We start from the raw sequence: 24,425 nt of genomic DNA on the forward strand, positions 1-24,425 counted from the left end.
ATCATGGCAAGACGCATCCTGCTGACGGGCGCTACCGGACAAGTGGGCTGGGAATTGGCACGTTGCCTGCAAGGCATGGGAGACGTGCACGCCCCCGGACGCAGCGAAATGGATCTGCTGGACACCGACAGCGTGGTGCGGACCGTGCGCGACTTCGCGCCCGACATGATCATCAATCCGGCCGCTTACACGGCCGTCGACCGTGCCGAGACGGAAGAAGCGGCGGCCTATCAGGTGAACGCCGTGGTGCCCGGCATCATGGCGGAAGAGGCGAAGCGTTTAGGCGCGCTCGTCGTTCACTACTCCACCGACTACGTGTTCGACGGCACGTCATCCACCCCGTATCGCGAAGACGAACCGACCAATCCGCAAAACGCTTACGGCCGTACCAAGCTTGCCGGTGAAGCGGCTATTGCTGCGAGCGGCGCCAACCATCTGGTGCTGCGTACGAGCTGGGTGTACGGCGCGCGCGGCGCGAACTTTCTGCTGACGGTTCAGCGGCTGGCCCGCGAGCGCGACGAACTGCGTATCGTTGCCGATCAGCACGGCGCACCGACCTGGTGCCGTACGATTGCGGAACTCACGTCGCAGGTGCTGGTGCAAGGGTTGGGCCATGCCGGTGAGCGTGGCATCGATGCCGACTTCTGGCGCGAGCGCGGTGGCCTCTATCATCTGACGGCCGCCGGCCAGACGACGTGGCACGGTTTCACCGAAGCCATTCTCGATCTCACCGCACCGGAGAAGCGCCCGAACGTTGTGCCGATTCCGACATCCGCCTATCCGCTGCCCGCCAAACGTCCGGCCTTCTCCGTACTCGACAACGACAAGCTCGCGCGTAACTTCGGCGTTCGTGCGCCCGACTGGCGCGACGCCCTCCAACTCTGTCTCGCCTGAGGCGACGACCGTCCCCTTCGGGGCTGTGCGACTAATTCGGAAATTCCTTAGCGCGCAGCCCCGGGTTCTTTCGGCAACATGGTGGCTTTTTGCGCATGCGCCCAAGCGTGTGCCGAGGAGCGATGCATCACGTGGTCTCAGTCCGCTGTCATTCGTGGCGCACACACGCAGGCAGGCGCTACGGCCCCGTTTCCTTCGGCCCGCGTCGAGGGTGCCCCAAACGCCAATGGCGGCTTGGCGTCGTCCTGTTCGACATCCTTTGGCGAAGCGCCCCCCGAAGCCCCCCACGAAGCCCCGCCCGAAGCATTACGTTGCGCAATCCTGCGCGCCGACCCGGCCGAGCGCCGTGCGATCGCATTGCTGGTCTCGTGGCTGACACACGCACTTGCGCGGGATGCGGCGCGGGGAGGGGGCTGCGGCAGCATCGAACGCTTGTGTGCGAGCGCCCACGCCGTACGAGGCGACTTACCCTTCGATAAGGCCGCGTTGACGCGGGCGTGGAACACGCGATATTCGCATCTGTTGTACGGCGCGCGCGCCGCGGACGTTGCGCGAGACATGGTGACGTGGTGTTCGCCGTCTCGCGACGGCCACGCGCGCGCGCCGCAGTGGCATTGGCTGCCTTCGGCGGATGCCGTCGCATTTGACGCAGCGGCAATGGCCGATTTGCCACTGCGCGAGTGGCCACCGGACATTCTGGGCACGGCGTTGGCGCTGACCAATCTACGGGACGGCGTGCTGCCGGATCTGTCGCTGTCGAACAGCGACCTGCGGGGGGTTCACGCACCGGGCGCACAGTTTTGCGGCGGGCAGTTCAACGGAACGGTCTGGGCGGCGGCGCGGCTGCGTCGCGCCGGGTTCGCACACTCCAATCAGGTGAATGCCGACTTCGAGCGGACGGATTTGCGTGACGCGTGCTTTCGCGCGGCGGTGCTGAGCGGCGCCCGCATGGTGGGGGCCGATCTTCGTGGCGCAGAGTTCCTGCATACCGTGATGAGCGGGGTCGATCTAAGCGAGACGCAGTGTCAGGGGGTGACGTTCGAGAAGGTGCGCCTCGACGACGCGTCCTTTCATCGGGCGAGAATGGACGGTGCGTGTTTCACGAACGGCAGTGCGCGCCGCATGATGCTCGTGGGCGCCCGGGCGAGACGTTCGAGATGGACCTCGGTCACGATGAGCCATGGGCGGGCAGCCGGTGCGGACTTGCGGGATGCCGAATTTCGTCGGTGCGACGTCGTCGCGTGGGATGCGCGAGGTGCTCGGCTCAATGGCGCGTTCTTCGAGTCGTGCGACATGCGCCGCGCACGTTTTTGCGGTGCCAGTCTCAAGCGCGTGTGCATCGGCCGCGACTGCGATCTGAGCGCGACGCAATGGCAAGGTGCCCGGCTTCGGCTGAACGAGACTTGGCTCCGCCGACTGACCCCATTCGAACTGGCCCAGGTGGTCCGGTCCCTGATGACCTTTCCTGTGGATCAACCGACGATGCGTGCAGACATCTTCCTGCAATTGCTGAATGCGCTGCGGCATCGGTCTGCGGTGTCGGCTGTCACCGAGACTTCCTACGACAGGGCGCCGCCATTGCATCGCTTGCCGGAGCACGTTCAGCGCAGCGACTGGCTTGGACATCTGTTGGCTGCGCCGGGGGAGGCGGGCGGCCTGGCGGATCATGCGTGTTTCGCGACGCTGCGCGCGCAATGGCTGGCGCGCAAAATCGATGCGCTGAACGAGGTGCGTCTGACGCACGATGAGACTGTGTGGGTGATCGAAGCGCTGATCGCTACGTTGCACCGCTTGTGTCTGACGGCGTCTCCCGAGACTGTCTGGTCGCACGCCGGTGCGATCTGCCAGACGCTTTATTGGGGGGAGGAGGGGCTGGGCAGCGTCGGCGATTCGCGCACGGCGGCCTTGCGCGCGGCGTGGTTCAACATGCTGCCCGAGCAGGTGCATGTCGCGCTGTCGGCGGACGGCATCGATGCGCTGGATCCGGCCTACCTCGTGTGGATTCGGGCCGACGGCGAGGTGGCGGCGCGTCTGCCGAAAGCATTGACGGCGGGCGTATGGGGCGTGTGGGGCGCGGCGGGTACAAGCCAGCCGAAGGAGGGGGAGGTGGGCTTCGCGGGCGACCCGCTCCCCGGCTGGCGCTGGGCGGGCACGCGGGTGGTCGTGCGCGATCTGATGTCTCCCGGCGACTTCGTGCCCGGGACCATGCGGCAACTTCAGGGTTTGCTCAGGGAGTTCGGGTGCCTCGCCGGTCTATGGCCGGTGGAGCGACCGCTCGCTGCATTTGTCCGGCTCACTGGCCGGTGGCTTGGCGATGAGGGCGAGGTGCGAGCCCATGCCGCACTCCAGGGCGGATGGTCACCCGCCGTCGGCGCTCGGGTCGGTCCGCTGGCGGACACGGCGAGTGAACTGCCCGTGGCGGTGCCGTCGTCACGACATGCCGCATTGAGTTCGGCCAAATTGAGTCCGGCGGAGCGTCTCGACGCCACGGTCGGCACATCCCTGTCGTCCACCTATGTGCGACTGCATTCCGCTGGCCGCGCCGATATCGACGAAGTGTTTCGCGACCATCCGCTCTCGACGTCAGCCCCCGATGTGACGTTGGGCATCTCCCTGTCACGCCGTGTCCGGCTCGTTTCCGTCGCAGCCGGTCTGGCCTGGCTGGCGACGCAGCCGGAGTGGCATCTCTCGCTGCCGTCGATCGATGTGGGCCGGGAGAGCGCAGACGGCGTGCGCCTTGCCTGCCGCCGCTATGCACTTGCGGTGCTCAACGAGACGATGACCGAAGAGGCCAGGTGGCGCGCGTTACCGCAGGCGATTGCCCTACGGGCCTGTCTGTCGGACGATGCCATCGCGTCGCGGCACCTGGCCGAACGATTGGCGCAATGGCTGACCTGCCCTGAGATCATGGCACTTCCCGGACTGGCAGAGGCCTGTCGTCAGACGCTCCCGTGGTTCTGGGCCATCCGATTTCCGCTTCCTGCCCACATCGTCACTGAAGCGACCCACACCGGTGTTTCGCCCCCGCAAGGCTCGGATGGGGTTGCGATGGATTGAGGCGCGTTTTGCCTGATATTCCGCCATCAGCGCGATCCCACTTTCGTGGTAAAAATACGTACGCGCCTTACGTTGCATTACGTCAGACATGCGTCAGACGACGTCGCAAAACGTCTTACCGAGCGTCATGAAGCCACATTGCGTACGTCGCGCCTCCTTAATCCGAGACTTTCCGGGGTGTTACGCCCCTTTCAGGCATCATGCACTCGACTTGTATTGCGTCAGGCTATCCGGGGTTCGTGGCGGTCAATCGTCGCGAGCTTGACGCTCACGTCCCACTCTCCTGGCCACTGTTCGACGCCGACGGCACACCGTTGCTTGCGGAGGGCGAGCGTCTGCCGTCCGAGGCCGATCTCGACTGGCTTTTCACGATGTTTGCGCCTCACCGGCCGCTGCCCGAGGGCGCGACAACGGGGGAAGCCGCCGGTCGGACGGAGGCTGCGAATTCGGCGTCGTCGCTCGATGCAGGCGCATCGACCGTCTATTTGCACGGTTTGCCCGTTCCGCTGCCGATCGGTGCGTGGATTCAGGTGCGAGTGGCGCCGGACGCCGAGATGACGCGCGTGCGTGCCCGCCTGATTGGCCGGGCACCCAACGGCATGCTGATCGTCACGCTTCCGACGGCGGGAGACGCGCGCATGCCGATGGAAGCGGGGGATCGGCTGGCGCTCTGGACGTTCCCGGGCGACAACCTCTACGAATTTACGTGCGACGTGCATAGCGTGCATCACGGCCCGTTCGATTACGTGGTGCTGTCGCGTCCGTCGCAGGTGCGGGAGACGCCGGTGCGTCGTACGCCGCGCGTCGACACACGACTCGTGGCGCGGCTGTCGCCTATCGACGAGACGTCACGCGCGTCGCTTACGCGCATGCTGGCCGATCCGCAGGATACGCCGGAGTGGCTCGTACTGGTGCGCGACATCAGTGCAGACGGGGCGGGCATCGTGGCGAAGGCCCCGTTGCCGGAGGGATGCCTTCACGTCGCGGTGCAGTTTCGGGTGCCGATCGGCGCGGATATCGTACCGATTGTCGGGCGGGCGGCGGTACGCAGCGTCGAAGGGCCACGGGCGGACGGCACGTGGGCTTATGGTCTCGAGTTCATGCAGATGGAGACGCGCAACAAGGCCGCGATTCGTTGCTTCGTCTATGAATCGCGTCTCACGGATCCGCGCGCGGGCCAGTAGTGCGGACGTCGCGAACTGCGACGCGACAAGCACGTGCCGAGGCGACGTCACGGCGAGAAAGAAAACGGCACCCACGGGTGCCGTTGCGCTATCGGGCCGCTGCCCGACAACGGGCAAGCGCGGCGTCAGTCCTTGAACGTGGCGACGACCGGCGTGTGGTCCGACGGCTGTTCCCAGGTGCGCGGCACGCGATCGATCTCGCAGCCGGTGCAGCGCTCGGCCAGTGCGGCGGAGGCGAGCACGTGATCGATGCGCAGTCCGGCGTTGCGTCGGAATGCGCCCATGCGGTAATCCCACCAACTGAACGTCTTTTCCGGCTGCTCGAACATGCGGAACGTGTCACGCAAACCGAGCCCTTGCAGGCGCGCGAACGCCTGGCGCTCCTGAGGCGACACCAGGTTGCAGCCTTCCCATTTCGCCGGATCGTGCACATCGCGGTCTTCCGGCGCGATGTTGTAATCGCCGAGCAGCGCGAGTTGCGGGTGACGCTGCAATTCGTCCGACAGCCAGTGGGTGAGCGCGTCGAGCCAGTTGAGCTTGTAGACGAACTTGTCCGATTCGAGCGACTGACCGTTCGGGAAGTAGCCGCACACGACCCGCACGCCGCCAATGGTCGCCGTGATCAGACGTTGCTGTTCGTCGGGGAAATTCGGCAGGTTCTTGACGAGGTCGGTGGCCTCCCCGACCTTGGTGTGATTCACGAGCAGCGCAACGCCGTTATACGTCTTCTGTCCGGTGAAGTGCGACGTGTAGCCGAGCGCAGCGATTTCGGTGATCGGAAAGTTCTCGTCGGTGAGCTTCAGTTCCTGAAGGCAGAGGACGTCGACGGGGTTACTGCGCAGCCAGTCCTGCACATGTCCGAGACGAACCTTGAGCGAGTTGACGTTCCAGGTGGCGAGTTGCATGAAAGTCCTTTGAAAGTGAACGCAGGGCTCGGGTCTTACCCCTGATGCCGACTTATGCCTTGTCGGAGGGCAACTTCGGCACGCCGACGAAGTCGTCGAGCGAGAGTCCCTTTTCCTTGAGCAGGGCTTCGAGCACCGGTTGCAGGCGGCCGAGGCTTTCCTGCACCGCTTCGCGGACCGTGTCGACGACCACCTGCGTGCTACGTTCGATTTCGATATTGACGCGCGAACCGGTACCCTTGTCCTCGAACGTCGTCATGCGGCGCGTTTCCGGAATCAGCCACACCTCGAACCAGCCTTCCTGCCGGTTCACTTCGGAGACCGTCAGGCTCGCGCCGTTGATGGCGATGTAGCCCTTGGCGAAGACATACTTGCGGAACGCTTCGGGGATCGCGATGCGCAGCACGCGGTTCGTATCCGAGGTGCGCACGCTGAGGATCTCGGTGGAGAAGTCGATATGGCCGGAGAGCGGATGGCCGCCGATTTCCGCGCCATCCTTGGCCGCGCGCTCCACGTTGACCTGTGCGCCCGTGCCGAAGCTGCCAAGCGTCGTCACGTTAAGACTTTGGAGAATGACGTCGAACGACGCGGCGGTGGGCGAGAGCAGTTGCGTGACCGTCAGGCAGCAGCCGTCGACCGAGACGCTGGCGCCGAGGGTCAGGTCTTCGCAGAAGCCTTCGGGAAACGCCAGCTCGAGCGTGCGCATGCCGTCGCGATCTTCGATGGACGACAGCGTGGCCGTGCCTTGAACAATTCCGGTGAACATCGTGATGTCGGTATAAAGAGTCGTAGGTTGCTATGCCGCAGTATTCTACTGCGTAGCGACGGTATGCCGCTCGTCGTGCGTCGTGCTACGATGCCGCCTTTTCACGGGATCTCGACGGATCGCTATGGGTTTCGAAGGCTGCCTGCTGGCGGAAGACTTTTATTACTGGGCGGAGACGTCGCCCGCGCCGCAAGGACAGTTCTACGGGGTGGTGCACTTTACCGGATGGCGAGACGTGGACGACGTCATCGAATCGCTCGATCCGCCGCTCACCTATACCACGCCCGACGCCTACCGCTGGGCAAGCGACGCGCTCGAAGCCGCGCACGCGCTGGCCAGGAAGCTGGCGGCCGAGGGTGACCTGGGCATCGAACCCTGAAGTAACGGACAACACGCGGACAACACCATGACACAGACTAAATTTGAGATTCAGAAGCGTCGCGGCCTGAAAATCGACGCCGGTGTGCGTCGCGGCCCGCCGACGGGCAAGGGGGTGGGTGCACAGGGCAAGCGCGGTGGCGGTGGCAGCAAGCTGCTGGGTGCGCTGCTCGGCACGCCGTCGGATGCGGCGGAATCGACTGACGCCAATGACGTCAAAGATGACGCGGCCACGGCGGACCGGAAGGCGTCCAAGGCTTGAACGGCTGGGACACTGAAGCACGAAGCGCTGGCGGCCTAACGGCCTAGCGGCCTAGCGGCCTAACACGGGCCAACGCTTCGGGACAGGAACGCATCACCGCATCACGGCACGATCGCCAGGAACAGGAACGCCGCGAACAGCACCAGGTGGACGGCACCTTGCAACACGGTCGTGCGTCCGGTACCGAGCGTGAGCACGCTCACCAACAGCGTGATGGCAAGCAGTACCGTCTCCTTCGGCGCGAGACCCAGTTCGATCTGCTGATCGAGCACGAGCGACACCGCAGCCACCGTCGGAATCGTCAGGCCGATACTGGCCAGGGCCGAGCCGAGCGCCAGATTCAGACTCGTCTGAAGCTTGTTGGCACGGGCAGCGCGCAGCGCGGCCAGCCCTTCGGGCAGCAGCACCAGCGCAGCAATCACGATCCCCACCACCGCCTTCGGCGCCCCTGCCGTTGCCACCGCCTGTTCCACGGCGGGCGAGAGCTTCTTCGCCAGTCCCACCACGGCCACCAGCGCCACGACCAGCAAGCCGAGACTCAACACTGCCGTACGGCGCGAGGGCGGCGGCACGTGGACTTCTTCGCTCGGCGCTTTCGCCAGGAAGTAATCGCGGTGGCTCACCGTTTGCACGAACACGAACACCATATAGAGCACCAGCGAGATCACGCCTTCGAACGCCAGCTGCGACGCCGTGAGGCCCGGTCCAACCACGGAATTCGTGTAGTTCGGCAGCACCAGTGTGAGGACGGACAGCGCGCACAGCACGGCGAGCGCAGCGCTCGCACCTTCCACATGAAAGCCCTGCGTGTGGTGACGCACCCCGCCGAAGAGCAGGCATAAGCCGACGATCCCCGTCGAGACGATCATGATGGCGGCGAACACTGTGTCGCGTGCCAGCCCGGCCTTGTCCGGTCCGCCGGAGAGCATCACCGAGACGATCAGCGCCACTTCGATGATGGTGACGGCCACGGCAAGAACCAGCGTACCGAACGGCTCGCCGACCTTGTGAGCGACGGTCTCGGCATGGTGCACGGCCGAGAACACGGCCCCGGCGAGCGCTGCTGCACATAACGTAAGCGCCGCGGCGTTCGGCAAAAACGCGGCAACACCGAGGGCAACGAGGGCCAGGATTGGCATGTACGCCGTCCAGTGGCCCAGCTTGGCGGTCTTTGAGGAGGACATCGTCGGAGACTCCAGAATTTCGGGGAACGGATGCAGCCAGGGGCACGGCAGATCAAGCGACGGCGGGAACATTGCCCCAATGAGAACCTCGGAGCGGCAGATCATGGTCGCAGAAAAGTGACACCCAGACAACAAGAAGGCGTTGACTTGCGACGCAGTGCACTCTCGCAATGCAAATTTACGGAGATCCGCATGAACAAACGATCTTGCGCGATCGCGTGTTTGACTACGAGTCGGAAACGTCCGATAAATTCCGATGACTTTGTCAAAAATCAAAAGCCCGCGATGCCGTCGATGGGGTAGGTGAAATTTTGCGTTGACACTCGATAGGTGACGGGGGCAACATGGCGTTCATTGGTCTTACCACTGAACGGCATCATGTCATTCGATCCCATCGTGCAGCTTTCCGTCTCGGAGCAGGTCGCGCAGCGCTTGCTCACGATGATCCGCACCGGCCTGCTCAAGCCCGGCCAGCAACTGCCGCCCGAGCGCGACCTCGCCAGCATGCTGGGCGTTGGCCGCCCGGCCGTGCGAGAAGCGATTCGCGGGCTGGCGCTGCTGGGGTTGCTGCGCATTCGGCAGGGTGAGGGGACGTTCGTCGGTTCGCTCGAGATGCGGGAGTTGCTCGAACCACTGGAGATGGTCATCGAGCTTAACGCGGGCACGCTGGAATCCCTGTTCGACGCGCGTCTGGTGATCGAGCCCGGCGTGGCCGCGCTGGCGGCGACGCACATCAGTGACGAGGATATCGCACGTCTGCATGCGCTCGTCGAAGACGAACAGGCGCTGCTGGGCAATCCCGAAACGTTCTCGGCGGCCGATATGGCCTTTCACGAGACCATCATCGACGCTTGCGAGAACCCTTTCCTGCAAAGCATCGCGAACAGTCTGTATTTGCTGGGCAAGAAGAGTCGCCGCGTGACGTCGCAGGTCGAGGGGGTGCTCGAGCGCAGCTTGCAGGATCATCGCCACATTCTCGACGCGCTGGAGGCGCGAGACCCGGAACGGGCCGCGCTGGCAATGCGCCAGCATCTGTGCCGCGTGCGCGACGCCTATGCTGTGTCCGTCACGTCGAGCGTGACTGCGAATGACGAAGACGCCGCTGTAGCCACGCACGCGGCCACGAACATCTGAGTCGGCTCATCCGGCACATCCCTAAATCCCCAACGACCCACAGGCTCACGAGGAGACACTCATGACTGGCCGACTGACGGGCAAAACCGCCGTCATTACTGCTGCGGCACAAGGCATCGGACGCGCCTGCGTCGAGGCCTATCTGCGTGAAGGCGCGCGCGTGATCGCTACCGATCTGAACGCCGACGCGCTCGCGCAACTGGACGACCACCCGAACCTGACGCGGCGAACACTCGACGTGACCGACGGCGCGGCCGTGACCACGCTCGCGAGCGAACTCGGCGCGATCGACGTGCTGTTTAACTGCGCCGGCTACGTGCATCACGGCTCGATTCTCGAGTGCGACGAAGCCGCGTGGGACTTCTCGTTCGATCTGAACGTGAAGAGCATGTACCGCACAACGCGGGCGTTCCTGCCCGCGATGCTGGCCGCAGGCGGCGGGGCGATCATCAATATGTCGTCGGCGGCGTCCAGCGTTAAGGGGGTGGCCAATCGTTGCGTCTACGGTACGAGCAAGGCGGCCGTGATCGGGCTGACGAAGTCCGTGGCAGCCGATTTCGTCGCGCGCGGCATCCGCTGCAACGCGATCTGCCCGGGCACGGTCGAGTCGCCGTCGCTGCGTCAGCGCATTGCCGCGCAGGCCGACGCGGCGGGCGCGAGTCTGACCGCCGTACGCGAGCAGTTCGTGGCGCGTCAGCCGATAGGGCGTGTGGGCACGCCAGAAGAAATTGCGGCACTCGCCATCTATCTGGGTTCGGACGAATCCTCGTTCACCACCGGCGCCATCCATCTGATCGACGGCGGCTGGTCCAACTGATTTCGCAAGGAGATTTGCTTTGAAACTGCTGCGTTACGGCCCGAAGGGCCAGGAAAAGCCGGGACTGCTCGATGCGGATGGCCAGGTGCGTGATCTCTCCGGCGTGATGGCCGACATCACGCCGCAAACGCTGAGCCCGCAGGGGCTGGCGGCGCTGCGCGCGCTCGATGTCACGACGTTGCCGGTGGTGGCGTCGCCGGGCCGGTTGGGCGTGCCGTTCTTGGGGCTGGGCAAGTTTCTCGCCGTCGGTCTGAACTACAGCGATCATGCGGCAGAGTCGGGGCTGGCCGTGCCGTCGGAACCGGTGCTCTTCACCAAGTGGGACAACTGCCTGACGGGACCCAACGACCCCGTGGTGCTGCCCAAGGACTCGGTCAAGGGCGACTGGGAAGTCGAACTGGGCTTCGTGATCGGCACGACGGCGCGTTACGTGCCACTGGAGCGTGCGCTCGATTACGTCGCCGGGTATTGCGTGGTCAACGATGTCTCCGAGCGCGAGTACCAGATCGAGCGCGGTGGCACATGGGACAAGGGCAAGGGTTTCGACACCTTCGGTCCGGTCGGTCCGTGGCTGGTGACGACCGACGAAATCCGCGACCCGCAGCAACTCGGCCTGTGGCTCGACCTCAACGGTGTTCGCCGCCAGACGGGCAATACGTCGACCATGATTTTCAGCGTGGCCTATCTGGTGCATTACATCAGCCAGTTCACCACGCTCAAGCCGGGCGATCTCGTGACGACGGGCACGCCTCCGGGCGTCGGTCTTGGTCAGAAGCCACCGGTCTTCCTGAAGCCGGGCGACGTCATGCGACTTGGCATCGACGGACTGGGCGAGCAGACGCAGCAAGTGCACGCGTACGACGCACGCTTGCTCGACTGAACGCGTGTCCGATGCTTTTCACATCCATCCCGTAAGTTGATGGGCACGGAGGGCGGCGCAAGCGGCCTCCCGCTGACATGGCGAACGACGCCGGGCGCACCGATCGTGCTGCCGTGCGCGGCTTTGCAACGTCAGGCACAGCCCATCGACGACATTCTTCGGAGCGATTCATCATGCAAGATTTGAAAGGCAAGTTCGTGCTGATCACGGGCGCGAGTACCGGCATCGGGGCGGCAGCGGCGACGGCGTTTGCCGCGCAGGGCGCGAACGTGGCGGTGCACTTCAACCGCTCGGCCGACAAGGCGCAAGCCGTGGCCGAAGCGGTGCGCGCGCATGGCGTGAAAGCCATGACGGTCGCGGCCGACGTGCAGGACACCGGCGCCATCGATGCCGCTGTGGCCCACGTGCTCGACGGCTTCGGCCGCATCGACGTGCTGATCAACAACGCGGGCAGTCTCGTCAAACGCACCCCGTTCACGGAAGTGACGGACGCCTATTTCGATGACGTCCTCAACGTCAATGCACGCTCGGTCGTGGCGTTCTCGCGCGCGGTCGTGCCCGCCATGCGTAAGCAGGGCGGCGGCGCGATCGTCAACGTGACGTCGATTGCGGCGCGCCACGGTGGCGGTCCGGGCGCACTGATTTACGCAGCGGCGAAGGGTTTCGTGAGCACGCTCACGCGAGGCATGGCCAAAGAGTTGATGCCCGACCGTATTCGCGTGAATGCCGTCTCGCCGGGCGTGATCATGACGCCGTTCCACGAGCAATTCAGCACGCAGGCGCAGATCGACGCCTTCCGTCAGAGCATTCCGATGGGGCGCCTTGGCGAGCCCGACGAGTGTTCGGGGGCGTTCCTGTATCTCGCGTCTGAGACGCTGGCGAGCTATGTGACCGGTCAGATCATCGAGGTCAATGGCGGACAACTGATGCTGTAACACGCAGGGGCGGCCGATGTCGGAGGCTCGGAAAATTCCGCATCGGCATTGCCTGGCGGCCCAATTTCGCGGAGGATGCGGGGTTGCGGGTTCGCTTCTTCGGTAATTGCTGGCACACTTGCCCCATTCGTCCGCATGCCTCGGTCACGTCGAGGCGCGAGCACAACTATCGAGGGGCAAATGGAACGCTGTCCGTGGAGTGAAGGCTTCGAGCAATATCGTCAGTATCACGATCAGGAATGGGGCGTGCCGTTGCGCGACTCCCGCGAGTTGTTCGAATTGCTCATGCTCGAAGGGGCGCAGGCCGGGTTGTCGTGGTCCACGATCCTGAAGAAGCGCGAGACCTACCGCAAGGCCTTCGACAATTTCGACCCGGCCCGTATTGCGAAGTACGGACCGGAGGACGAAGCGCGGCTGATGGCCGATCCCGGCATCGTGCGCAATCGTCTGAAGGTCAATGGCGTCATCAAGGGGGCCAAAGCGTATCTGGCGATGGAAGCCTCGGGGACGCGCTTCAGTGACTTCGTCTGGCAGTTCGTGGGCGGTGAGACGTTGCAAAACCGCTGGACGTCCCTTAGCGAAGTCCCGGCAACGTCCGCCGCGTCGGACGCCATGAGTCGTGCGCTGAAGAAGGCGGGATTCACGTTCGTGGGATCCACCATCTGCTATTCGTTCATGCAGGCCGCTGGCATGGTGAACGATCATCTGGTCGCGTGCCCGCGTCATAAAGCGGTGAAGACGCTGGCGGCCAACGGGGCAAAAAACAGCGACGCACCGGCCCGGAAACGCCGGGCAGGGGCGTCGTCGGCTACAATCGCGCCTGACGAATCAGGATCTGCCTAATGTTTAGCTACCGCCACGCCTTCCACGCCGGCAACCATGCCGACGTACTGAAACACTTCATCGCCGTTGAATGCATCGATTACATGCGCCAGAAAGACACGGCGTTCTGGTATATCGACACGCACGCCGGCGCGGGCGGCTACGCGCTCGACGGCAAGTGGGCCGACAAGACGGGCGAGTACGAGACGGGCATCGGCCGTCTGTGGGCGCGTAACGATCTGCCTCCGGCGTTGGCGGACTACGTTGCGCTGGTCCGTGAGTTCAATCCGGACGGCAAGCTGAGCTACTACCCCGGCTCGCCGTACTTTGCGCTGCAACTGCTGGGCGACCGCGACCGTCTGCGCTTGTTCGAGGCGCATCCGACCGAACAGGAAGTGCTGCGCGAGAACTTCGAAGCGCAGGGGCGTGCCGTCGCACGCCGCACCATGATTTTCGGGGCCGACGGATTTGCCGGTCTCAAGACGATTCTGCCGCCGGCGCCGCGCCGGGGGTTCACGCTCATCGACCCGTCCTACGAGGACAAGCGCGATTACACGCGCACCACGCAGACCGTGCAGGAAGGGCTCGACCGCTTCCCGACCGGCATGTACGCCGTGTGGTATCCGCTCGTGCAACGTCGGGAGGCTGCGCAATTGCCGGAGCGCATGAAGCGGCTGACGATCGACGAGAAGCCGATCAAGAACTGGCTGCACGTTGCGCTGACGGTCTGCAATCCCGTGCCGGGTGGTATGGGGTTGCACGGCAGCGGCATGTTCATCGTGAACCCGCCGTACATGCTGCAAGACACGCTCAAGACGACGATGCCGTATCTCGTCAAGGCGCTCGGACAGGACAAGGGCGCGCAGTTCCTGTTGGAAGGTAAGCAGAGCTGAGGCTGTCCGCGCGAATATCGGCGAACCCAAAGGGAAACGCCCAACGCTGGCATGCGTACCGGCGTTGGGCGTTTTTGCGTTTGGACGCGATCGGAGGAGGGGTCGCATCCCCAAGTCCGATCACTTGGCGGACAGCGGAACCTCGTACGGCAACGACAGCAATTCGTCCGGCGACAGGTAACGCCATTCACCGAGTCCGAGCGTGCCCATCGGCAAGCCGCCGATGGCGGTTCTCACCAGACCTTCCACGCGATTGCCTGCGGCGGCCACCATCCGCTTGACCTGATGGTATTTCCCTTGTGTGATCGTGAGAGCGATTTCGTGCGATGACGGGCTCATGACGTCTGTTGCAGAGAGCGGCTCGGTCTCGTCGCGCAACAGTACGCCGTCGCGCAATGCCTGCAACATCTCGTCCGTCACTGGGTGCTTGGTCGTCGCGACATACCGTTTGGGCACGTGGCGGCGTGGAGACATCATGGCATGCAGGAAGGGACCGTCATCGGAGAGCAGCAGCATGCCGGTGGTGTCCTGATCGAGACGGCCGGCCGGTTGCACGCCACGTACGGCGAGCGGGAGCGGCAACAGCGAATGCACGCCCTCGTGATGCGTCGGGCTCGTCGAGCACTCGAAGCCTTCAGGTTTGTTGAGCAGAATGTAGACGTGCTCGCGGTAGTCCCAGGACTCGCCGTCCAGCGTGAACTGAAGGCCCTTCGGATCCACCGATTCCCGGAAGTTGTCGTGCACAACGCCGTCGATGGCGAAAGCACCGGATTGAATGAGCTTGCGGCACATCTTGCGACTGCCGAAGCCCTGCGATTGCAGTAAACGATCTAGCTCGATGATGCGTCTCCGTCAGGCATCTGGATTCAGGTCGCTATTGTAACGGCCTGTCCGCGTGTATGCCCGTTGAGCCTATTGGCCCGCTACTCGTCCTGCATTGCGCCACTGAAGCGCCGGTAGATGAAGCGTGCTGCCCAGTCGAGCGCGAAGCCAAGCACACCGATCACCAGAATGACGGCGGTCAGTTCCGAGTACGCCAGCCGGTCACGCGTATCGAGGATGAGATACCCCAGACCTGCATTCACGCCCAGCATCTCTGCGGGCACCAGTACGATCCACAAGATTCCGATGGCTAACCGCACACCCGTGAGGACATGCGCTGCAATGCCTGGCACATAGACATGCCAGAGCATTTCCCAGCGGGTCGCCGCCAGACTTTCACCGAGTTGTACCCAGCGTCGGTCGATATGCGTCACACCGGCCGCCGTGCTCATCACCAGCGGCCACAAGGCGGCGAAGGCCAAGAGAAAATACACGGCAGGGTCGCCCACGCCGAGCGACATGACGGCAATCGGCATCCACGACAGCGGCGACACCATGCGCAGGAATTGCAACGATGGTGTGAGGGCCTTGTCCAGCCAGCGCACGCGCCCGATCAGAAAGCCCAGCGGTACGCCCAGCACCACAGCCCACGCCAGCCCGACCGCAATACGTCGCAAGCTGGCGAGGATGTGCAGGCCAAGCTGCTCGTCGCGGATCAGGTCGGGCAGGGCGTTCAGTGCGGCCGCAGGCGAGAACTGCGACGCGAGAGAGCCGGGCGTGGTGAGTAGCGAAATGCCCAGCCACCAGATCAGTACGATGCCTGCGAGCCCCGCAAGGCCGAGCCACGCGTGGCGCGCAGAGCGGGGCGTCACTGTGCCTGCGTTCGACGCGGAGGGGGCGGTGGCGCCGGAGGCAGACTCCACCGAACCGACCGGTTGCTGCACGCGGCTGGGCGCGAAATCAGACAACGATCACCTCCTGACGGGTGAAACCATCCGGCAGCCCGAAAGCCTTCATGCCACCGGCGGCGGCAATGCTCTTTTTCACGAAGCGGTCGTCGACGAGATCGCGTGCGACGAACGACGGGTCGAGCTTCGCAAGGAACTGCGCATTCCCTTCGACCTGCGTCTTCTGCATGTGACGCACAAGCGCCTCCGTGTAGCTTGGATAGGGATAGGGCTGGAAGTCGATGCGTTTCTCGTGCCAGTCGGCATGCAAGATGGCCTTGTCGGCGAGATAGCGGCCCTGCTCGGAAGCATCCGGCGCCAGCACGCGCTGCAACACCTGGAACGGGTGCGGTGTGTAGCGGTTCTGACCTTCCTTGGACAGCAGGCGCGCGGCATCTGCGGGGTGCTCGCGTGTCCACGCCTGCGCCTTGACGATGGCGTCGACGACCTTCTGCGACCATTCCGGGCGCGAGGTCAGGTCGCGCTCGTGCATCGTCACGACACAGCACGCATGGTTCTTCCAGACGTCGCCGGTAAAGCGCAGCACTTTGCCGACCTTGAGGTTCTCGGCTGCCGCATTGAACGGCTCGGCGACGATATAGCCCGCGATCTGTTTTGCGGCGAGGGCGGGCGGCATGTCCGACGGTGCCATCACGATCAGATTGACCTCGTTGGCGGCGGGCGTTCCGCTCTTCTTGAGTACCGGCGTCAGGCCGTTCGCGGCAAGCAATCCCTGCAGCACCACGTTATGAATCGAGTACCAGAACGGCACCGCAAAGGTCTTGCCGCCCAGATCCCCAATCTTGTCGACGTCGTTGGCCACCGTGATGGCGCTGCCGTTGACGTGATTCCAGGCGACGACCTTGGCCTGTGCCTGACTGCCGTACCGCGCCCAGACCGTCATCGGCGAGAGCAGGTGAACGACGTTGACCTGTCCGGACAGAAACGCTTCGATCAGTTGCGCCCAACTGCGCAACAAGGTCGGCTTTTCCGCCTTGATGCCCGCTTGTTCGAAATAGCCGTTGTTATGCGCGACGAGAAGGGGCGTGGCGTCGGTAATCGGCAGATAGCCGATGCGCAAGGGCGCGTCCGGCTCGGCGGCGGCACGCGCAGCGGCCGATGCGAGCAACGGGGCCGCTCCTGCGACGGTCATCATAGAAGCGAGCTTGAGCCATTCGCGGCGGGAAATTTGGCACATGGTCTGAGAATCCCCGAAGGTGGGTGCTTAACGTGTGTGAGGTGATGTGTGAAGTGCCGCCTGAGCGGATGTTGTGTCGCGGGACATCGCAAGTTGCAGTGCTTCCAGAATTTCGATGCGCAGGGCGCCAAGCGCCTGTACCTGGGCTTCGCGCGGAGAGGGGACATCGATCTGCCATTGCGCGAGCGTGCGACCTTGATTGCCAAGCAGCACGATCCGGTCGGAGACCAGCAACGCCTCGTCGATGTCGTGCGTGACAAGGACCGTCGCCGCGCCGGTGTCGCGCACCACGGTCACCAGCAGACGTTGCATATCGGCGCGTGTGACTTCGTCAAGTGCGCCAAACGGCTCATCGAGGAGCAGCGCACGCGGTTGACGCGCGAGACAACGCGCGAGTGCCACGCGCTGCGCCATGCCGCCGGAAAGCTGGCGAGGATGCAGATGATGCGCATGGGACAAGCCGACTTCGGTCAGCGCGGCGTCGATACGCGTGCGCCGCGTTTCACGCGAGAGTGCGGGCTGTCGTGCGAACGTCAGGCCGAACGCCACGTTGCGCTCCACCGACAGCCAGGGCAGCAGACACGGGTCCTGAAAGGCGAGCGCCACGTCGGGGCGTGGACCCGTGAGCGGGGTGCCATCCACAATGACGGTGCCGTCGCTCGGTGCAAGCAGTCCGGCGGCAATGCGCAACAACGTGGATTTGCCTGAACCGCTTGGGCCGAGTACGGAGACGAGTTCGCCCGGCGCGACCGCGAGGTCGACGCCGCGAAGGATTGCCCGTTCGCCGTACGACAGGCAGATATTGCGCAGCGTCAGGAATGACGATGCGCGCGAGGTGCCCTCGCGCGCTGCGGCGAAATGTGCGTACTCGTGGGCGGTTGCGTGCGCGCGTTGCGTCGCCGTGGGTTGGGTCATGTAACCGTTCCGGTCTTGAGTTGCCGTGCGCTTTGCGCCGCCAGTTGGTTCTTTAGTTGCACGAGACTCGGCGTCACGATAGGCACGAAAGCGGCCTCGCGTTGACGTCGGGCAACGCCCGAGAGTCCGCGCAGATAACCCCGTCCGCCCGCGGTCTGCACTTCCAGTGTGGCGGCGTCGTGAACCAGTTCCGCGAGCGAGATGCGCAATTTGAACAGGGTTGCTGGCGTGTCGACAAATTCGCCTTGCAGGACGCCCGATTTCAGACGCGTTGTGAGGGACGCGAGATGATCGGTGAGCGCGGCCACGTCGTCCGCCACCGCAGCACGGGCTGCCGGGCCGCCTGCGCTGGTGGCGTCGAGGCTGCGCCGCGCGAGACCCAGCGACATGCCGCATTGCAGCCCGAGAAAGGCCGGGCGCACGCGCACGAGCCACGCCGGTGCATTGTCGGTGATGCGGTCATCATCGCTCAGCGGTGTGTCCGTCATCTGAAGTGCGGCGGTGTTGGTCCCGCGCAGACCGATCAGATCCAGGTCGTCGCTGCGTTGCACCCCCGGCGCGTTGTGTGCGATGGCGAAGATCGACGGAGGCCCGCCCGCCTCGTGGTCGATGGCTGCGGCGGCAACGAAGCCTTGCTTGCGCAGGTTCGTGATCCACGGCAAGCCACCGTTCACGCGCCACGACGATGCGGCGCTACCGGCGCCAGACGAGGCCACGGTGGGCACGTCCGTCGCCCGGATTTGCAACGGCTCGATGGTCGACAGGTATTTCATCGCGTTCGACAGGCCGGTCGCGCCCGCCAGGTCTCCGCGGAGCAAGGCAGGCAGCAGACGATCGCGCAACGCCTGATTCGGGCTTTGCAGCAGGTACTCGATGAACGTGCGTTGTCCCCAGAAGACGAAGGCCGCCGCGAACGAATGCGCGGCAACGTCGGCAACGCTTTCGATCGCATCGCCAATCGTGCCACCGGTACCGCCCAGCTCAACCGGAACGCCAACGCGCAGTAATCCGGCGCTGGCGAGTTGCGGCACCACTTCACCGCAAAGCGTGGCGTCCGTGTCGAGCGTCTCCGAGTGAGCGTCGAGCCACGTTGCGAGTGCCGGTGCGCGGGCGGCGAGACCCTGCTGGCTGGCGGAGGTACTCATGCCGCCTGCGCCTTCGGTTCCCAGCGATAAGCCGCCAGTTGCGGGTTCAGTTCGTTTTGCGAAAGATTGTTCGCGAAGTTGCACAGCGTGGCGAGCGAGACGCCAAGCACCACTTCGAGGGCGGCGGCATCGTCGAAACCCGCAGATTTGAAGGCGGTGAATTCGGCATCCGACACCGCGCCGCGCGTGGCGATCACGGCGCGCGTGAAATTCGCGACGGCGTCGAGGCGGGCATCGGAGAGTTTGGCCTGATCGCGGATTTCATTCACGAGGGCTTCGGGGAGTTGCGCCTTCTTCAGCGCCACGGCCGTATGCCCGGCAACGCAAAAGCCGCAGCCGTGAATCCCGGCCGCCGTGATCTGCACGACCTCGCGCTCGGCCAGTGTCAGGCTCGCGCGACCATTGATCGCGCCCACCGTCAGATAGGTTTCGAGTGCCGTCGGTGCGTTCGCCAGCGACGCCACCAGATTAGGCAGGAAACCATTCGCCGCCAGTGACTTCTCCAAAAACGGACGGCTCGCCTCCGGGGCTGTCTCAACAGTGTGCAATGGCAGTCGGCTCATATCGGGCTCCTTACAGTCGAGCCTCCATTGTGCGCAAGCCCGGGCGCATGCTCAATGCGCGCCCGTCTGGAAATTCTGCGGATTCGTCTCATCGGGGGACGGAATTTTCCGAGGTGGCAGGGAGGCGCGCGCTCGAAGAACCCATTTGGGCCTGATCGGAGGGTGGCAAACCATTGCACGCGAAGCCACGATGGTGCAGCGTTGGCCGGTGACGGCCTTCGCTGGCGTTAGTGCACCGGGTACGTGGCGACGGCGGTTGCCGCGGGCTGAGCGCCCGCGCTGGCCGCCTGCCGACGCCATGCCCCCGGCTGGATGCCGATCACACGTTTGAAAGCCTGTGCAAAGGCCGACTCCGACTGGTAACCCACCTGCTCGGCCGCCTCCGGCAAAGAGACGCCCGCGCGTAGGAGTGCAGCCGCCGTCTTCATTCGGACCAACGTTACGAAGTGCGCTGGCGGCTGTCCGCCAACCTCCGCAAATTGCTTGCAGAATCGCGCGCGCGACATGTGCACGAAGTCCGCCATGCTGTCCGTCGTCCAACGCTCGCCCGGGGACTCGATAATCGCCGCCGCCAGTCGGCCGAAGGCGTCGCGGCGCATTAAACGCCACATCCCTGGGGCAACGTCCTCTGCGTGTACCGCTTCGCGCAATGCGTAGTAGAAGAGCAGGTCGGTGAGACGGGCGAGTAGTGGGGAGGGCGTGTCGCCAGGGCGGCGTGCTTCTGCCTGGATTAACGCGAAAACCTGCGTCATGCCGTCGAGTCGACCGCTCGCGTGACGCGCAATGATCGGGTTCGGCAGCAAGCCAAGTACCAGCATGTCGAGATCGGTGCGGAATTCGAAGAAGCCGCAAGCGAGGGCAACAGAAGATCTGGAGGCTGATCGGATGGGTTCGTGCGGCGCAGGCGGTAGCGGCGTCATCTTGCCTAATCTGACGCTCAGGTCCGCCGGAGGTGTCGCGGATGGCGTCAACGCGTGAGGAACGTCAGAAAGCAGGAAAACAGCATCCCCCGCACTCAACTCGGTCGTGCTTGCCTCGCGGCCCCCGTCGGCACCCACGTGCAAATAACACCCGCCATCCAGCACCACATGGAAACTCGCCCGCTGATGCCCACCCGTCGACGCCTGATACACGCCACAGTACTCACCCACATGGAACAGCGTGCTCTTTAATTCCAACCCCGCCAGCAACCAGTCGGCAACGCGGTCGGTCTCGCTCGCGAGTTAAAGTCAAATCTGGTGTACGGGGCGTGAGCAAGATTAGGCGGCCAGGGGCTGCTGAGCCGGTGTGCTGTCGGTCACCGGCTCTCCATCCTTGAACGTCATCCCGTCAAGCATCGTCGCGATCTTTTCGGGGGCGCGGATGCGCCGCCACGAGTCTTCGGCCGACTCGATCAGCTTGAATGCCAGGCCGAGGAACGTCGCGCGCGAGACGCAGTTACGCGTGCGCTTGGTGCGGTGACGCACCGTCGCGAAGGTCGATTCAATCGGATTCGTCGTGCGCAGATGCTGCCAGTGTTCGGCCGGGAAATCGTAAAATGCCAGCAGCTCGTCGCGATCTTGCGTCAGCTTTTCGACCACCTTCGGATACTTTGCCGAGTGGGTATCAACGAAGTGATTGAAGGCAACCAGCGCTTCGGCACGCGTGGCGGCCATCCAAATGTCCTGCATCGCCTTTTTGGCGCGGGCCTGCTGCGATTTCGGCAGCGCGTTGAGCACGTTGCCCATCTTGTGGAACCAGCAGCGCTGATGCTTGGTCTGCGGGAACACTTCTTCCATCGCTGCCCAGAATCCCATCGCACCATCTCCGCAAGCCAGCAGCGGCCCTGACTGCAGACCGCGCTTTTTCAGATCGAGCAGCAGTTCGGCCCACGACGCCTTCGATTCCCGATACCCGTCACTGATCGCCACACGCTCTTTCGTTCCGTCCGGTTTGACACCAATGATCACCAACAGGCACTGGCCGTCGGAATCGTCGCTGCGCACGCCGGTGTGAATGCCGTCAGCCCACCAGTACACCCAGCGCGCCAACGACAACTCACGCTGATTCCACTGAGCATGCTCATCGGCCCATTGCGCCTTCAGACGACTCACCACATTTGGCGACAGGCCGCTGACCTGGCCGCCCAGCATGATGCCCATGGCTTCGCTCATGTCGCCCGTCGAGATGCCTCGCAGGTACAGCCACGGTAGTGCGGCCGACACGCGTGCGGATTTGCGAACGTACGGCGGCACGACCGCCGAATTGAAGCGGATGCCCGAACCCGAGCGATCACGCACCTTCGGTACCCGAACCGGCACCGGACCGATGGCCGTGACGACTTCGCGCTCTGGTAGGTAGCCGTTGCGCACCACGGCACGCCGACCGTCGATCGACCTCACGTTGCTGTACTGTTCAAGCATGCTCGCCAGTTCCGCTTCGACTGCCTGCTCGATGATCTGCCGCGCGCCTTGCTGGATCAGTTCATCGAGCGCGCTCTTCGTTTGTGCTTTTCTGCCGTTCGTTTCTTTCATAATCTTCTTCATGGTGGTCGGGGCCGGCTCGCGCCGGCTTTGCTCGGTGTGCCTTCGACAAGCAACATTCTCAGCTAAACCGCCACCGCCTTCTCATATTTCCCAAAGCACCCCGTACACCATGCATGGACGCCCCCGGCTTGCCAAGCTCTCATTTGTAACGGAGGGCAGGTAATGATTGCGGCCATGCATCCGGACTTCGATGTCCCGGCGCGAGGCCGGCGGTCCCTGATGGAATTCGCTGGCCGGACTCTCATCAGATTCGCGTGCTGGTGCGCACGTTGGTGTACTCAGAGTTTCCCGGCCACGGTCTGACCTGTCTCGCCATCACGTCATGATCGCCTGAGCAATCGGAAGTAGGCTACCTGCTGGTAGTTACGGGTTGGGCATGCGGCGGACAGTTAAACAGTCGCTGCAGGCGCGTGGTAATCAGGGTGAAACTCACGGCCGTGGACCAGTAGCGCCCAGACGATCCGCGCGTTCTTGTTCGCGAGTGCGACGGCGGCGACATTTGCGTTTCGCCGCTGCAGCAAGCCATGTAGCCAGCCGCTTTTGCATTCCTTGCGTTTGGCAACCTGCAGAAGGGAACGCGCACCGTGGATCAACAATGTTCGCAAATACACGTCACCTCGCTTGCTGATGCCCAGCAGCACGTTCTTGCCGCCGCTCGAGTTTTGCCGGGGTACCAGACCGAGCCACGCCGCAAGTTGTCGGGCGCTACTGAAGCTCTTTGCGTCGCCGACAGACGCAACGAGCGCGCTCGCGGTAAGGGGCCCGATGCCCGGGACGCGCGCGAGCCGTCGACTCCTTTCGTCACTACGGTGCCAGGCCTGAATCTGCGCCTCGAGCTCCTTGACCTGTCGGTCAAGCTCCTTCAGTTGGTCCATGAGGCGCTGGATGAGCAATCGAAACGAGCCAGTCAGTTCGTTCTCCGCATCTTCGATCAGTTCAGGAACCTGACGCTCGAGATGCCCGATTCCCTTGGGAGCAACGATCCCGAATTCGGCGAGCAGTCCACGGATCTGGTTGGCCTGCGCGGTGCGCGCCCGCACGAAACCCTGGCGTACGCGATGCAGCGACAACACCGATTGCTGCTCAACGGTCTTGACCGGCACGAAACGCATGTTCGGCCGTGCGACTGCCTCGCAAATCGCCTCGGCATCCGCCGCGTCATTCTTGTTTGTCTTGACGTACGGTTTGACGAACTGCGGTGCGATCAGTCGTACCGTATGCCCCATGGCCTGCAGCTTGCGAGCCCAGTAGTGCGCGCTGGCGCATGCCTCCATTCCGATCACGCAGGTGGGGAGGTTGGCGAAGAACTCCGCAACATGATTCCGCTTGAGCACTTTCTTCAGCACCGTTCGGCCATGCTCATTTACACCATGGACGGCAAAAACGTTCTTCGCCAGATCGATGCCAACTGTCGTAATCTTCATGATGGGCGCTCCCCTCGGTCAGGTGGTTGCTTCGACACTTCCACTTTGGCACATTGATGCCGCTTCGGGTGGGGGCGTCCATCCCATTAGATTCGACAATAGCTCCTCGCTCGCTCCCAACACCTCTTGCAACATAACCCGCTCCACGCTGTCATGCCCCCAACGGCAAAACAATCATCCTCCCCACCGACATTCCCACAGACAACTATTTTTTCGTTGGATGCTTATTACTGCAGGGGGATTGGGGGGGCGAAGGGCGAGTGGCGGCGGGCGATTGTGCCGGTGGGCAAGGGGGCGCGATTGGATGTGCCGGAAAAAACAAACCAGCGATGCGGCCTTGTATCTGCGGTGGGGGCGCTTTTTCTAAAACCGTCGATAAGGCTTTGCTTCAGCAGTGCCCCTTCATTCCCGTACGGCGCCCCCGGCGCCGAGAGGACTCGGTCACGTTCCGCGACCCCGGCATCGCTTGCAAGCGATGCCTTTCGAGTCCCCACGCAATGTGCACTGGCACATTGCTTTCTGGGCAAGTATGAAAAAAGCCGATGATCTCTCGATCATCGGCTTTTTTGTATTTTTTTGGTGCCCAGAAGAGGACTCGAACCTCCACGGTGTTACCCGCTAGTACCTGAAACTAGTGCGTCTACCAATTCCGCCATCTGGGCCCCGTCAGCTCGCTTACTGCGTGCTCGCTGCGAAGAAGTGAGATTATGCCGAGGGTGTTACATACTGTCAATATCTGGGAGCCAAAAAATTCAAAAAAACTTTCACGTACCCC

23 protein-coding genes and 1 tRNA gene are annotated in these 24,425 nt (G+C 63.7%); 11 read left to right on the forward strand and 13 right to left on the reverse strand.

All coding sequences use genetic code 11. The features are described from left to right. Window positions 1–3 precede the first annotated feature (3 nt). The 3 genes from rfbD (at window position 4) to MB84_RS10045 (ending at window position 5,135) form a co-directional block, all read left to right on the forward strand. Window positions 4–894 (forward strand): dTDP-4-dehydrorhamnose reductase, encoded by an 891-nt coding sequence (gene rfbD / locus MB84_RS10035; RefSeq protein WP_046291668.1) that lies wholly within the window; start codon window positions 4–6, stop codon window positions 892–894. A gap of 657 nt (window positions 895–1,551) precedes the next feature. Continuing rightward, window positions 1,552–3,951, forward strand: a complete 2,400-nt coding sequence (locus MB84_RS10040) for a pentapeptide repeat-containing protein (RefSeq protein ID WP_169834997.1) — start codon at window positions 1,552–1,554, stop codon at window positions 3,949–3,951. Window positions 3,952–4,151: 200 nt separating this feature from the next. Next, complete coding sequence (locus MB84_RS10045; protein ID WP_046291670.1) at window positions 4,152–5,135, forward strand: flagellar brake protein; 984 nt, start codon at window positions 4,152–4,154, stop codon at window positions 5,133–5,135. 125 nt (window positions 5,136–5,260) lie between these two features. Here the strand turns inward: MB84_RS10045 and xth are convergent, their stop codons facing one another. Next, window positions 5,261–6,040 carry an exodeoxyribonuclease III gene (xth, locus tag MB84_RS10050; protein WP_046291671.1) on the reverse strand — a complete coding sequence of 260 codons (780 nt, stop codon included), beginning with the start codon at window positions 6,038–6,040 and terminating at the stop codon, window positions 5,261–5,263. A 52-nt stretch (window positions 6,041–6,092) separates the two neighbouring features. Beyond that, the gene (locus MB84_RS10055) at window positions 6,093–6,806 is read right to left on the reverse strand and encodes a riboflavin synthase (RefSeq protein ID WP_046291672.1); all 714 of its coding nucleotides are present in this window, start codon (window positions 6,804–6,806) and stop codon (window positions 6,093–6,095) included. Between the two features lie 124 nt (window positions 6,807–6,930). Between MB84_RS10055 and MB84_RS10060 the strand changes: the two genes are divergently transcribed. Both MB84_RS10060 and MB84_RS10065 read left to right on the forward strand, forming a co-directional pair. Beyond that, entirely contained in the window at window positions 6,931–7,185 is a 255-nt protein-coding gene (locus MB84_RS10060) for a hypothetical protein (protein ID WP_046291673.1), read from the forward strand. A 27-nt stretch (window positions 7,186–7,212) separates the two neighbouring features. Next, entirely contained in the window at window positions 7,213–7,446 is a 234-nt protein-coding gene (locus tag MB84_RS10065) for a hypothetical protein (protein WP_052653128.1), read from the forward strand. Window positions 7,447–7,547: 101 nt separating this feature from the next. On the opposite strand, the gene MB84_RS10070 is transcribed toward MB84_RS10065, so the two are convergent. Then, window positions 7,548–8,630, reverse strand: a complete 1,083-nt coding sequence (locus MB84_RS10070; protein WP_046293629.1) for a calcium:cation antiporter — start codon at window positions 8,628–8,630, stop codon at window positions 7,548–7,550. A gap of 378 nt (window positions 8,631–9,008) precedes the next feature. On the opposite strand from MB84_RS10070, the gene MB84_RS10075 reads away from it, so the two are divergent. The 6 genes from MB84_RS10075 (at window position 9,009) to MB84_RS10100 (ending at window position 14,111) form a co-directional block, all read left to right on the forward strand. After that, window positions 9,009–9,764 (forward strand): FadR/GntR family transcriptional regulator, encoded by a 756-nt coding sequence (locus MB84_RS10075; protein WP_084009703.1) that lies wholly within the window; start codon window positions 9,009–9,011, stop codon window positions 9,762–9,764. A 61-nt stretch (window positions 9,765–9,825) separates the two neighbouring features. Beyond that, entirely contained in the window at window positions 9,826–10,581 is a 756-nt protein-coding gene (locus MB84_RS10080; RefSeq protein ID WP_046291675.1) for an SDR family oxidoreductase, read from the forward strand. Window positions 10,582–10,600: 19 nt separating this feature from the next. Continuing rightward, window positions 10,601–11,461 carry a fumarylacetoacetate hydrolase family protein gene (locus tag MB84_RS10085; protein WP_046291676.1) on the forward strand — a complete coding sequence of 287 codons (861 nt, stop codon included), beginning with the start codon at window positions 10,601–10,603 and terminating at the stop codon, window positions 11,459–11,461. A 173-nt stretch (window positions 11,462–11,634) separates the two neighbouring features. After that, window positions 11,635–12,396 (forward strand): SDR family NAD(P)-dependent oxidoreductase, encoded by a 762-nt coding sequence (locus tag MB84_RS10090; protein ID WP_046293631.1) that lies wholly within the window; start codon window positions 11,635–11,637, stop codon window positions 12,394–12,396. Between the two features lie 180 nt (window positions 12,397–12,576). Next, complete coding sequence (locus MB84_RS10095) at window positions 12,577–13,239, forward strand: DNA-3-methyladenine glycosylase I (protein ID WP_046291677.1); 663 nt, start codon at window positions 12,577–12,579, stop codon at window positions 13,237–13,239. After that, window positions 13,239–14,111: a 23S rRNA (adenine(2030)-N(6))-methyltransferase RlmJ gene (locus MB84_RS10100; protein ID WP_046291678.1), complete on the forward strand. Its 873-nt coding sequence runs from the start codon at window positions 13,239–13,241 to the stop codon at window positions 14,109–14,111. Before MB84_RS10095 ends, MB84_RS10100 begins: the two co-directional genes overlap by 1 nt. A 120-nt stretch (window positions 14,112–14,231) precedes the next feature. Here the strand turns inward: MB84_RS10100 and MB84_RS10105 are convergent, their stop codons facing one another. The 10 genes from MB84_RS10105 to MB84_RS10150 all read right to left on the reverse strand — a co-directional run bounded on the left by MB84_RS10105 (window position 14,232) and on the right by MB84_RS10150 (window position 24,312). Next, a complete protein-coding gene (locus MB84_RS10105) occupies window positions 14,232–14,903 on the reverse strand; it encodes a pseudouridine synthase (protein WP_084009704.1) in 672 nt (223 codons plus the stop codon). A gap of 131 nt (window positions 14,904–15,034) precedes the next feature. After that, complete coding sequence (locus MB84_RS10110; RefSeq protein ID WP_046293632.1) at window positions 15,035–15,805, reverse strand: ABC transporter permease; 771 nt, start codon at window positions 15,803–15,805, stop codon at window positions 15,035–15,037. A gap of 88 nt (window positions 15,806–15,893) precedes the next feature. After that, window positions 15,894–17,078 carry an ABC transporter substrate-binding protein gene (locus tag MB84_RS10115; RefSeq protein ID WP_046291680.1) on the reverse strand — a complete coding sequence of 395 codons (1,185 nt, stop codon included), beginning with the start codon at window positions 17,076–17,078 and terminating at the stop codon, window positions 15,894–15,896. Between the two features lie 27 nt (window positions 17,079–17,105). Next, a complete protein-coding gene (locus MB84_RS10120) occupies window positions 17,106–17,993 on the reverse strand; it encodes an ABC transporter ATP-binding protein (RefSeq protein ID WP_084009706.1) in 888 nt (295 codons plus the stop codon). Then, window positions 17,990–19,138 carry an acyl-CoA dehydrogenase family protein gene (locus tag MB84_RS10125; protein ID WP_046291681.1) on the reverse strand — a complete coding sequence of 383 codons (1,149 nt, stop codon included), beginning with the start codon at window positions 19,136–19,138 and terminating at the stop codon, window positions 17,990–17,992. The genes MB84_RS10120 and MB84_RS10125 overlap by 4 nt, the downstream gene beginning before the upstream one ends. After that, window positions 19,135–19,701, reverse strand: a complete 567-nt coding sequence (locus tag MB84_RS10130; protein WP_046291682.1) for a carboxymuconolactone decarboxylase family protein — start codon at window positions 19,699–19,701, stop codon at window positions 19,135–19,137. The genes MB84_RS10125 and MB84_RS10130 overlap by 4 nt, the downstream gene beginning before the upstream one ends. Window positions 19,702–19,928: 227 nt before the next feature. Then, window positions 19,929–20,852, reverse strand: a complete 924-nt coding sequence (locus MB84_RS10135; RefSeq protein WP_342672654.1) for an AraC family transcriptional regulator — start codon at window positions 20,850–20,852, stop codon at window positions 19,929–19,931. 108 nt (window positions 20,853–20,960) lie between these two features. Further along, window positions 20,961–22,226, reverse strand: coding sequence for an IS256 family transposase (locus MB84_RS10140; protein ID WP_046290953.1), 1,266 nt, complete (start codon window positions 22,224–22,226; stop codon window positions 20,961–20,963). 389 nt (window positions 22,227–22,615) lie between these two features. After that, window positions 22,616–23,650, reverse strand: coding sequence for an IS110 family RNA-guided transposase (locus MB84_RS10145; RefSeq protein ID WP_046291684.1), 1,035 nt, complete (start codon window positions 23,648–23,650; stop codon window positions 22,616–22,618). Between the two features lie 577 nt (window positions 23,651–24,227). Then, window positions 24,228–24,312: transfer RNA gene (locus tag MB84_RS10150), tRNA-Leu, on the reverse strand. Window positions 24,313–24,425 lie beyond the last annotated feature (113 nt).

It is taken from the genome of Pandoraea oxalativorans, assembly GCF_000972785.3.
GTDB classification, from domain to species: domain Bacteria; phylum Pseudomonadota; class Gammaproteobacteria; order Burkholderiales; family Burkholderiaceae; genus Pandoraea; species Pandoraea oxalativorans.